An 11,525-nucleotide genomic window follows, 5' to 3' on the forward strand; every position below is an offset into this window, starting at 1 on the left:
GAAAAGGACATCACGACGACCAACCGCGTGGTGGGCAACATCACGCCTTCGTTCCGAATCATAGAAGGACTGGTGTACAAGCTCAATTTTGGAGTGGACAATTCCAGTTCGGTACGTGACTTGCAGTCGCTGGCCAACGCCGTGCCGCAGCAGGACGGTCGGCTTGAAACGATCAATGCGGTTAACCGCAACTCGTTGATTGAAAACTACCTGACCTATACTTTTTCCAATGCCAACCACGGCTTTACTGGACTGGTGGGTCACTCGTACCAGAATTTTCTTATTCAAAGCCGCAGTTCGAGCGTAAACAAATTCCCCATTTCCAGCATCGAGCCGATCTACAATCCGGGTTTGGGCCAGGAACTCACCTTTGCCAACAACCGCCCGACAGGCTTCGCCATCGAGAATGAGCTACAATCGTTCTTTGGCCGCGTCAACTACACTTTTGCTGATAAGTACCTGCTGACGGCCACCGTTCGGGCCGACGGTTCGTCGAAGTTCGGGGCCAACAACAAGTACGGCGTTTTCCCGTCAGCTTCGGTGGGCTGGCGGCTGTCTGAAGAGGAGTTTATGAAATCATCGCCTTTCAACGACCTGAAACTACGTGCGGGTTATGGAGTGACAGGCAACCAGGAAATTCCTTCCAAAATCACGCAGGCACTGTTTACTTCGCAGATTTCTTCATCCGCCAGCTACCCACTAACCGACACCGGCCCTTACGTGCCGGGTACTTCCTACGTGCGCCTGGCCAATCCCAACATTCAGTGGGAAGTCTCCAAGCAGATGGACGTGGGCCTCGACTTTGCACTGTTCAGCAATGCGTTGTCGGGTACGATCGACTATTTTGATAAAGTCTCGAACAACATTCTGTTGGAAGTGATCCCCGCCGATCCCGTGCAGCCTGCCAACACTTTCTGGACCAACGTGCCGGACATGACGATCACCAACCGGGGCCTGGAACTGGATCTGAACTACCGCTACACGGCGGGTAACGGATTGCGCGCCAACATCGGTGGCAACATTACCTTCATCGACAACAATGTCGAAGGCTCGCCCTACTCTGTCATTCCTTCCGGCGCGGCTTCGGGCTCGGGCCTTACTTCGGCCACGATCAACGGCTACGTCAACGGACAACCGATCGGTACTTTTTTCCTGAAAGAGTTTACGGGCTTCGACGATAAAGGAATAAGTACTTTCCGCGATACGGATGGTGATGGTCTTGTGACCGATAAAGACCGCGTGGCCCTCGGCACCGCCCTGCCCACCCGACAGTACAACATCAACGGCGGTCTGTCGCACAAGGGCTTCGACTTCTCGTTCAACCTCAACGGCGTGGCGGGAAATAAGGTCTATGACAACACGGCCAACTCCAATTTCTACAAACTGAAACTGTCCAAAGGCCAGAACGTGATTCCTGAGGCCATCGAGGCGACTAACGAGTCGATCAACAACGCGGCCCCGGTTTCATCGCGCTACCTGAAAAGCGGGGCGTACTTCCGGCTGAATAATATGTCGCTCGGCTATTCTTTCAATACCAAATCGTTGGGCATCGAGCGCTGGGTTTCGGGCATCCGTCTGTCAGCTACGGGCCAGAATCTGTTCCTGATCACGAAGTACAACGGCTACGACCCCGAGGTTAACGCCAACCGCGCAATCAACGGAATCTCTTCCTACGGCGTAGACTACCTAAGCTACCCGAAGGCGAAGACGTTTGTGTTTGGACTTAATGTGACATTTTAACAATCAATGATAGAATGGGTGAATGATAGAATGATAGAATAGGTAAAGTCGGGCGAAAGCAATATTCTATCATTCACTCATTCACTCATTCACTCATTCAAAATTAATTTCAACATGAAAAAGCTACTCTTCTTCTCCTTCCTGATCCTCTTCGGTTGCACCAACCTGGAAGAGAACGTACTGGACGAAACTTCGGCCAGCGGTCTTACCGATCGGCAGGCCGCCGATGGTATTTTGGTACCTGCTTACGCGCTGTTACCCAACATCTTTCAGCATACTACGTATTTTGCTTTGCAGGAAATCTCTACCGATGAGGCCATCCTGCCTTACCGGGGCGGCACTGACTGGGGCGACAATGGCATTTATCTGGCCATGCAGGCGCATACCTACACCAGTACCGATCCGAACATCCGTAATACCTGGAACCTCATCCTGCAAGGTGTTTCACGGACAATTACAGCTCTCAACGCCCTGCCCACGCTGAAAGACCCCGTCACGAAGGCGTACATCGCCGAGGCGCGGGGGATGCGGGCCTACTACTCCATGCTGACGCTGGATTTGTGGGGATTGGTGTTTGTGAAAGATGATTTGGGGGCCAATTCCAAGATTCTGCGCGGCACGGAGGCCTTCGAGTTCATCAAGAGCGAACTGCTGGCCATCGAGCCGGACGTGCAGGCCAACGTCGGGCCGGGTCGCATTTCCAAAGGAGCCGTTTGGGGGCTGCTGGCGCGGCTGTATCTGAATGCTGCCGTCTATCGCGACCCTTACGGAACGCCCGCTTTCAAGCCGGAGGATATGGACAAGGTTGTGGAATACACCGACAAGATCATTTCGTCGGGCCAGTACGCCTTGGCGAAGGAGTACTTTTCCATCTTCGATTCGGACAACCACACCAACAAGGAACTCATCTTTGCCGTGGATCAGAGGGCCGACCTGAACGGCCACAACCGAATGGCTTATTTCTCACTTTCGGGCGACCAGTTTCCGCTGCCCGCCTACCCCGCTGCCAACGGCACCGACGGGCCGGGCATCACCTCGGACTATTATCAGACCTGGGCTAAAGCCTACGCCCCCGCCGACCCTTCGGTCGATCCGCGCTTTCACAAGCAAAACTTGTCCATTTACACCAATCCCGCCGACTCCTGCGTGGCGGCGGACAATTTTAACGTCAATCGCGGCATTCTGCGCGGCCAGCAGTACGGGCTGCTCCGCGTAAATGGAGCTTTCTTGAAATGTCCCGATGGTAAAATGAAGGTCGGGAAACTGTTCTCGGCTTCGCGCAACAAACCCACGCTGCCCGTGAACTTTACCGAAAAAATTGATTTCACGGTAGAGGGCAGCAATTACAGCTCGGGCTACCGGGTGGAAAAGTACGAGTTCAGCAAGAAGTCCACGAGCGGGCGCAACTTCGGTGAGGCCGATCTCATCATCGTGCGCCTGGCGGATGCCTACCTGATGCGGGCCGAGGCCAAACTCCGCAAGGGTGGTGGAGAGGCTGCTGCCCTGGCCGACGTGAACACCGTTCGTGCCGCCCGCACGGCGCGGGGTACGCCGCCCCCGGCCCTCACAGCGATGAACCTGGATTTGCTCTACCGCGAGCGGGGCTTCGAATTTTACTGGGAAATGCTTCGCCGCAGTGATATGATCCGTTTCAGTAAATACGAAGACACCTGGACCGAAAAAACCAACAAAGACCCGAAGAAGCGATTGTTCCCCATTCCACAAACGGCTATCGACGGCGCGTCGAACCTGCCGGGGTATTTGAAACAGAACGATAGCTACTAGTTGGTTGATCATACGTTGGAACGGGCACTACGATTGATTATTTTCACCCAAAAACAATCAATCGTAGTGCCCGTTTTTTGTGAAAATCAGCGTACTTTCCGGTTATTTAAGAAAAACTTTGGGAAACTGCGCTTTGGACCGGGTCGCTCCGGCGCACCTGGCGTACTTCTCGGTGAAACTCTGTGTCATAAAAAACGCCGAACAAAAATGCAAGAACCAAACTGGCAGATCGCCAAGGAATACGAAGACATTACCTACAAAAAAGGGAACGGAGTAGCTCGCATCGCCTTCAACCGTCCCGACGTCCGCAACGCCTTCCGGCCTGGCACCGTCTTTGAACTACTGGATGCCTTCAATGACGCCCGCAACGACGGCAGCATCGGGGTAGTCTTACTATCGGGCGAAGGCCCGGCCAAGGACGGCGTGTACTCGTTCTGCTCGGGTGGTGACCAAAAATTTCGCGACAAGGCGGGCTACAAGGGCAACGACGGCCTCGACCGCCTCAATATTTTGGAAGTGCAACGACAAATTCGCTTCATGACTAAGCCTGTCATCGCCGTGGTGCCGGGTTGGGCGGTGGGCGGCGGCCATAGTCTGCACGTGGTTTGTGATTTAACCTTAGCCAGCAAGGAACACGCCATTTTCAAGCAAACCGACGCCAACGTGGCCAGCTACGATGCGGGCTACGGCTCAGCCTACTTGGCCCGACAAATCGGGCAGAAGCGGGCGCGGGAGATTTTCTTTTTGGGCCGCAGTTATTCGGCGCAGGAAGCTTACGAGATGGGTATGGTCAACGCCGTGGTACCACACGACGAATTAGAAGCAACAGCCTACCAATGGGCGCAGGAAATTTTAGAAAAAAGCCCAATGGCGATTCGAATGCTGAAATTCGCCTTTAACCTCGTGGACGACGGCATGGTAGGGCAGCAAATATTCGCGGGCGAAGCCACCCGCCTCGGCTACATGACCGACGAGGCCCGCGAAGGCCGCGATGCTTTTTTGGAGAAACGGAAACCGGATTTCGATCAGTTTCCGAAGCATTCCTGATTCATAAAGAAACTAAGGTGCGCTCACTTTATTTGACCGCTTCTTTGGCCCGCTTCAAGGCATCCAACCCCAACTTGTAGCCTTCCAATATCAACCGCGTGATGTCTTCCGAAGTAAAGCCCTGCAAGTCCAGCAGTAGCGGCTCTTCGGGACGGATGATTGTAAGCTTGATGGGATCGCCGCGCAGCACGGAGCGCTCGGCGTAGGCCTCCGCCCACTCGATGTCGTTGTTCACGATCTGGTTGACGGTCACATCCTTCACACGTTCGATGAGGCTGATGAGATTGCGCGAGCTGAAATTTTCGCGGGTGTAGAGTTGCTGGGCGTGGCAAGCGATGAGGACGATCTCCTTGGCGCCGTCGCGGATGGCTTCGTGAATGGGTGCCACCACGCGCAGACCACCGTCAAGAAATTTATCGGTTCTGCTGCCGATCGGTACGGCGGGCATGAGCATGGGCAGCGACGAACTGGCCCGCACGTAGTCCATGAAAAACTCGTCGTCAGGCGAAGCATATACGATATCGCCGTGCGTGATGTTCACAGCCCCCACCTTGATTCTGACCGGACTATTGCGCAGCACGAAGGGGTCGGTATGGTGTCGGATGAGGTTGTGCAACGGTGCAGGATCGAGCAGCCCGTTGAAACGACTCATCAACGTATTGAAGCCCAGCGATACCCGCGAGCGCAAAAGAGCTACGTCCTGCGGCTGCGTAATGTGCTTGATCCAGAAAGCCATGAGGTTACGCCCCACGACGGGCCAGTCGACCCGGCCTTTGTCCAAATCCTGCTTCCCGGCTTCGTTGACGAGGTAGGTGGCATTGAGTGCCCCCACTGACACGCCGTAGATCATATCAGGTGCGAAACCGTCCTCCAAAACTGCCTTGGCGGCCCCCACCTGAAAGGCGCCCTTCATGGAACCACCTCCTAATATCAATGCTTTCATAAATGGCTGGCTATCGACTATGGTCTATCCGCTTTTTTTGCCGGGGTAAAAGCGTCAGTAAGAAACAAATCAGGCGCAAAATAGGTATAAACAGAAGATTTTGTGGCAATTTTGTGGTTTAAAACTGCCTTTTACCCTCACTGCCTTCCTCTGACGGCTATTGTTCGATAGCTATTCCATGACCCGCTCGATTCAAGACATACAGGCCCCGATCAAAGACGAAATGAAGGCGTTCGAGCCTAAGTTTCGGGCTTCGATGAAGAGCAATGTGCGGCTGCTGGATCAGATCATGAACTACATTATCCGCCGTAAGGGAAAGCAACTGCGGCCTATGTTCGTGTTCCTGTCGGCGGGTGTGTGTGGCCCCATCACCGAAGCCACCTACCGGGGTGGGGCGCTCATCGAATTGCTCCACACGGCTACGCTCGTCCATGACGACATCGTGGACGACTCCAACTACCGACGCGGTTTCTTTTCCGTGAGTGCCTTGTGGAAAAACAAAATCGCCGTGCTGGTGGGCGACTACCTGCTCTCGCGTGGTCTGCTGTTATCGGTTGAAAACGAGGATTTTGACTTGCTGAAAATTGTCTCTACTGCCGTGCGGGAACTAAGCGAAGGGGAGTTGCTTCAAATTGAAAAAGCCCGACGACTAGACGTGGATGAAACTGTTTACTACGAAATCATCCGACAAAAAACCGCTTCCCTCATCGCTTCCTGCTGCGCTGTGGGTGCCAGTTCGGTGGGGGCTGCCCCTGAACTCGTGACCCGTATGCACACTTTCGGCGAAAAAGTAGGCATGGCCTTTCAAATAAAGGACGATCTCTTTGACTATGGCGACGCCGAAGTGGGTAAGCCATTAGGCATTGATATCAAAGAAAAAAAGATGACGTTACCGCTGATCTATGCCCTCAATCAGTCTTCGTGGCTGGAAAAACGGCGTATCATCAACATCGTTCGTAACGAGAGCCACCAGCCGCGCAAGGTAACGGAGGTGATTGACTATGTAAAGAAGTCGGGAGGCATTGCCTACGCTCAGGCTGCCATGCAGCACTACGTGGAGGAGGCTCGACAACTTTTGGGTACTTTTCCTGAATCGAACTACCGCGACTCACTGGAGCAACTCGTACAGTTTACCATTGAGCGTACAAAGTAGTCTTCAATGACCCGTCTTCGGCTCCCCTCAGAATGACAAGGTCTCTAGGTGCGCACTTATAAAAAGACAAAGTAAAATAACATGAGCAAAGCGCTAAAAATAGGCCTGGTCATTCTTATAGCCACCAGTGGGTTATTCGGTTTTATCATAAAGACGGAAAAACCAGCGGAAAAGAAACCAAGCCGCACCGGCGGACCGGTGGCCCGCCGGAATGCCGTACCACCTAACATCCTCGTCATTTTGGCCGACGACATGGGCTATTCGGATTTGGGCTGCTACGGCGGCGAGATCAAGACGCCCAACTTGGACAGACTCGCTGCCAACGGGCTGCGGTTCAGGAACGCCTATAACTCAGCCCGATGCTGCCCCACCCGCGCCAGTATGCTCACGGGTCAGTATCAACACAAAGTTGGCCTCGACCGCAACGGCAAAAGCATGAATCGCAGCGGTGTGACCATCGCCGAAGCCCTCAAACCCCACGGCTACAAAACGGGAATGGTGGGTAAATGGCACCTGTCCGAAGCTGTACCGCTAAAAGACAAGAAGAAGCACCTCGACTGGCTGAATCATCAATACGACCCCGACATTCCTTTCGCCGAGGTTAGCACCTACCCCCTCAATCGAGGTTTTGAAAAGTACTATGGCATCATTTGGGGCGTAGTCGATTACTTCGATCCGTTCTCACTGGTAAATGGCGATAAGCCCGTCAAAACTGTCGCAAAGGATTACTACATCACCGATGATTTTAGCGATAAGGCATCGGAGTACATCAAGGATTTTTCCAAAAAGGATGATCCGTTCTTCCTGTACCTGGCCTATACCTCGCCGCACTGGCCGATTCAGGCACCCGAAACGGACATCCAAAAGTACATGCGCACCTATAAAGACGGCTGGGACGTGTTGCAGAAAAAGCGCCGCGACCGCCAAATCGGAATGGGCTTTCTTACTGCCGCCGACAACCAACTCTCGCCCATCGAAGGCCGCAAGTGGTCCGAACTCTCGGCGGAAGAAAAAGCCTTCAACGTCAAAAAAATGGCAACCCACGCCGCGATGGTGGATCGTATGGACGCCGGGATCGGTCGGGTGCTGAAAACACTGGAGAATACGGGCGAACTGGACAATACGCTGATTGTATTCATGTCCGACAACGGTGCTTCGCCCGAAATTCCGCGCGTTCCCGGCTACGATCGCCCTTCCGAAACCCGCTCCGGGGAAAAGCTATTGTACGCCGACGATATTCCCACGGCAGCCATAGGAAAAGAGATTGCTTACACGGGCATCGGGCCAGAATGGGCCAACGCCATCAACTCGCCCTATCGCCTCTGGAAGGCCGAGTCGATAGGTGGCGGTGTGCGGACATCGATGGTTGTGCATTGGAAAGGCTTGAAAACGAAAAAAGGTAGCACGACCGACGAACTTACTCACGTAATGGATATACTACCTACCATTTTAGAATTGACCGGAACGCCTTATCCCAAAGAGTACCAAGGCCATAAAATCAACGAGATGGACGGAAAAAGTCTGGTGCCAACTTTCATGAATAAAAAACGCTCTGGCTACGCGCAGCTGTTCTTCGAACACGAAGGCGGCCGCGCCCTGATTGAGGACGATTGGAAGCTGGTCGCTCCCAAGCAGCACGATTGGGAACTGTTCAACATCAAAGCAGACCGTACTGAATCGAACGATTTGATGGCAAAGAATCCTGAGAAAGGCAGAGCTATGCTGCAAAAATACGAGGCTTGGAGTAGTAAGATGGGAGTTTCGAAATGATGAATTATAAGTAACGAGATATGAACAATGAGATGCGTTTGAACTGGTTCTCCTTTTCTGGACTTTTAGTTTGTATTTTTTTGGTTTGTCTTATTGGCTTGGCTACCCCGAGCTTTTCCCAAAATCCCACTTCCCGTCCACCCAATATTATACTCATTCTGGTGGATGATATGGGCGTTGGTGATGTAGGTTGTTATGGGGGGAAAGTAGCTCCGACGCCCAATATCGACCGCCTGGCAATGGAGGGAACCCGCTTTACCCAGTATTATAGCGGCTCACCGATCTGTTCGCCCTCGCGGGTGGCGCTGACGACCGGGATGGCGCCCGCGCGTTGGAATATCACCTCCTATCTTAGCAACAAAAAGCACAACCACACCTGCGAAATGGCGGATTTCCTTGACCCATCGGCTCCGTCGGTGGCGCGGACTTTGCGGCAGAATGGCTACCACACGGCTCACTTTGGCAAGTGGCACATGGGCGGCGGACGCGACGTAACCGAGGCTCCGGGCATTTCTGAATACGGCTTCGATGAATATTCCAGCACCTACGAAAGTCCCGACCCCGACCCGATGCTGACGGCCACGAACTGGATTTGGTCGAAGGAGGACAGCGTCAAGCGTTGGAACCGCACGGGTTATTTTGTGGATAAGACGTTGGAGTTTCTGGCGAAAAACCGTGAAAGTGCGTCCTACATCAACCTTTGGCCCGATGACGTCCACACGCCCTGGATTCCCGATGCTGAAACGATAGATGTGCATCCCCGCGATTCACAGAAACTACCCAGCCTGGAAAAAGTGCTGGTGGAACTGGACACGCAAATCGGCCGTCTGATGGCGGGACTCAAAGCCCTCGGCCTGGACGAAAACACGTTGGTCATTTTTACGAGTGACAATGGCCCGATGCCCTCCTTCGGCGACCGCCGCACGGTGGGACTGCGTGGTACGAAGCTTTCGCTCTACGAGGGCGGCATCCGGATGCCCTTCATTGTCCGCTATCCGGGCAAAGTACCTGCCGGGCGCGTCAATGAAGATGCCGTAATGGTGGCGATGGATTTGCTGCCCACATTTTGCAAGATGACCAATTCACCTGTTCCCAATCCCGAAAGGATGGACGGAGTGGATGTCTCAGATGCCTGGTTTGGCAAGAAATTCGTCCGAAAACAGCCGATTTTCTGGGAATACGGGCGCAATCATCAGAGCTTTATCTATCCACCCAATGCCGAAGACGTCAGTCCAAACCTGACGATGCGGCTTGGCCACTGGAAGCTGCTGCTGAACGATAACGGAACTGACGCGCAACTGTACGATTTGGAAAAAGACGCATTGGAAGAACAGAATGTCGCCGCCCATAATCCGAAAATTACCCAAAAGATGAGCCAGCAACTGCTGACGTGGCGAAAATCGCTGCCTTCCCTTGTCAATCGCGAGCAGTGAGAGTGACGAAGGCGAATAAGTAAACCTCACTCTGACCGCAGCGAATCCACCGGATTCATCAGCCCGGCTTTGATGGATTGATAGCCGACCGTTACGAAGGCGATCGACACCGCCAACAGCGCGGCCAAAGCGTACACCCACCATTCGATGTCGATACGGTAGGCGAAATCCTGCAACCATTGCCGCAGGAAATAAGCCGCCACGGGTGCGCCGATAACGATAGCGACGATCACCAGTTTCAGAAAATCCTTGCTAAGAAGTACCACGACGCTCGTCACGCTGGCACCAAGTACCTTGCGAACGCCTATCTCTTTGGTTCTTGCTTCCACGGTGAAGGTCGCCAGGCCGAACAGCCCCAAGCAGGCGATGAAAATGGCAAGTATCGAAGCCACGGTAAAAAGCTGTCCGTATTCTTGCTCCCCGGCGTAGGCTTTCTGGTAGTTCTCATCTATGAAAAAGTACTCGAACGGATTGCCCGGAAAGGAAGATTTGTAAAGCTTTTCGAGCGAAGCCACTTTGTCGCCCATGTTTTCGGGGGTAAGTCGGACACTATAATAAGCGGTAGAGTTCTGGGGATAAAAGATGATGGGATCTATGGCATTCTGCACGCTGGTGTGGTGGTAGTCGGCCACTACGCCGATGACATCCAAATACCTTTCATCCCATTTGACCTTGGTTTGCAGGGCTTCTTCGGGCGAGTTGAAGCCCAGTTCGGACACCGCTCGTTCGTTGAGCAGCATCTTGGAATTATCGTTCCATTCGACTGCTACTTCCTCGGGGGTGAAGCTTCGTCCTGCTACCAACGGGATGTCGTAGGTTTTGAAATAGCGGTCGCCGACGAGGGCGAAAGAGTAGCCTTTCAGTTCGTCTTTGGGCTGGGAGCCCGGCTGCGTGAAGCCTGACGTGCGGAAATTATAAAACTTGCCCGGCACCGTCCCCGAAGTACCAAATTCCTGCACGAAGCTCTGCTGCGCCAGCGTATTGGCAAAAGTACCCGTGCGGGCAGCAAACGAACTATCTTTCCCGATTTGTGGCCCTTGTACTACCATCATCTGCTCGCTGCTGACGCCCAAATCCATGTTTTGCATATAGCGCAACTGATTGTAAATAACAATTGTAGCCAGGATCAGGCAGGTGGAAATAGCGAACTGCCCCACGACCAGCCCTTTCCGCAGCCAGACCCCTTTGGCGTTGCTGGTTACCCGTACTTTCAGCGTTTCGATGGGGTTGAAATTGGAAAGTACCCAGGCCGTGTAGAACCCCGACAGCAAAGTACCCGTCAGCAGCAGTGCCAAGCCGTAAAGCCAAACGGGGGTCTGGATCAACACATCGAGCGACACCTCTTTCCCAATCAGTTCTACGAAAAAAGGCTGCAATGAAACTACCAACACAAGTGCAAGCCCGAAGCCCAATAGGTTGGTCAGCAGCGACTCACCCAAAAACTGCGCGACCAGGTTGGACTGTGTCGCGCCCACAGCTTTTCTGACGCCCACTTCCCCGGCGCGTTTCAGCGAGTTGGCGGTAGAGAGGTTGACGTAGTTGAACCATGCAATCAGCAAGATCAACAGCGCGATTCCTGCCAGCATATACACGTACTTCACGTTGCCCGTAGTTTGCAAAGGCTCGTTAAGGGAAGCAGCCAAATGAATATTCG

General features: G+C 53.4%; 8 protein-coding genes. 6 read left to right on the forward strand and 2 right to left on the reverse strand.

What is annotated here, in order from left to right; all coding sequences use genetic code 11:
• The 3 genes from ACEW8P_RS22310 to ACEW8P_RS22320 all read left to right on the forward strand — a co-directional run.
• On the forward strand, positions 1–1,740 hold a 1,740-nt coding region (locus ACEW8P_RS22310; protein WP_373515279.1), incomplete at its 5' end, for a TonB-dependent receptor domain-containing protein.
• A 114-nt stretch (positions 1,741–1,854) separates the two neighbouring features.
• Positions 1,855–3,525, forward strand: coding sequence for a RagB/SusD family nutrient uptake outer membrane protein (locus tag ACEW8P_RS22315; protein ID WP_373515280.1), 1,671 nt, complete (start codon positions 1,855–1,857; stop codon positions 3,523–3,525).
• 207 nt (positions 3,526–3,732) lie between these two features.
• Positions 3,733–4,572, forward strand: coding sequence for a 1,4-dihydroxy-2-naphthoyl-CoA synthase (locus ACEW8P_RS22320; protein WP_373515281.1), 840 nt, complete (start codon positions 3,733–3,735; stop codon positions 4,570–4,572).
• A gap of 28 nt (positions 4,573–4,600) precedes the next feature.
• On the opposite strand, the gene ACEW8P_RS22325 is transcribed toward ACEW8P_RS22320, so the two are convergent.
• Positions 4,601–5,515, reverse strand: a complete 915-nt coding sequence (locus tag ACEW8P_RS22325) for a patatin-like phospholipase family protein (protein ID WP_373515282.1) — start codon at positions 5,513–5,515, stop codon at positions 4,601–4,603.
• Between the two features lie 178 nt (positions 5,516–5,693).
• Between ACEW8P_RS22325 and ACEW8P_RS22330 the strand changes: the two genes are divergently transcribed.
• The 3 genes from ACEW8P_RS22330 (at position 5,694) to ACEW8P_RS22340 (ending at position 9,871) form a co-directional block, all read left to right on the forward strand.
• On the forward strand, positions 5,694–6,668 hold the full coding sequence (locus ACEW8P_RS22330; protein ID WP_373515283.1) for a polyprenyl synthetase family protein: 975 nt from the start codon (positions 5,694–5,696) through the stop codon (positions 6,666–6,668).
• Between the two features lie 81 nt (positions 6,669–6,749).
• Complete coding sequence (locus ACEW8P_RS22335) at positions 6,750–8,438, forward strand: arylsulfatase (RefSeq protein WP_373515284.1); 1,689 nt, start codon at positions 6,750–6,752, stop codon at positions 8,436–8,438.
• Positions 8,439–8,536: 98 nt separating this feature from the next.
• Entirely contained in the window at positions 8,537–9,871 is a 1,335-nt protein-coding gene (locus ACEW8P_RS22340) for a sulfatase (protein ID WP_373515285.1), read from the forward strand.
• 26 nt (positions 9,872–9,897) lie between these two features.
• On the opposite strand, the gene ACEW8P_RS22345 is transcribed toward ACEW8P_RS22340, so the two are convergent.
• Positions 9,898–11,525 (reverse strand): ABC transporter permease (locus ACEW8P_RS22345; RefSeq protein ID WP_373515286.1); only part of this gene is annotated, 1,628 nt, incomplete at its 5' end.

It is taken from the genome of Persicitalea sp. (assembly GCF_041751555.1).
Taxonomy (GTDB): domain Bacteria; phylum Bacteroidota; class Bacteroidia; order Cytophagales; family Spirosomataceae; genus Persicitalea.

Coding starts and splice junctions, on each gene's coding strand:
- ACEW8P_RS22315 (WP_373515280.1), top strand. CDS start 1,855: ATGAAAAAGCTACTCTTCTTCTCCTTCCTGATCCTCTTCGGTTGCACC.
- ACEW8P_RS22325 (WP_373515282.1), bottom strand. CDS start 5,515: ATGAAAGCATTGATATTAGGAGGTGGTTCCATGAAGGGCGCCTTTCAG.
- ACEW8P_RS22320 (WP_373515281.1), top strand. CDS start 3,733: ATGCAAGAACCAAACTGGCAGATCGCCAAGGAATACGAAGACATTACC.
- ACEW8P_RS22335 (WP_373515284.1), top strand. CDS start 6,750: ATGAGCAAAGCGCTAAAAATAGGCCTGGTCATTCTTATAGCCACCAGT.
- ACEW8P_RS22330 (WP_373515283.1), top strand. CDS start 5,694: ATGACCCGCTCGATTCAAGACATACAGGCCCCGATCAAAGACGAAATG.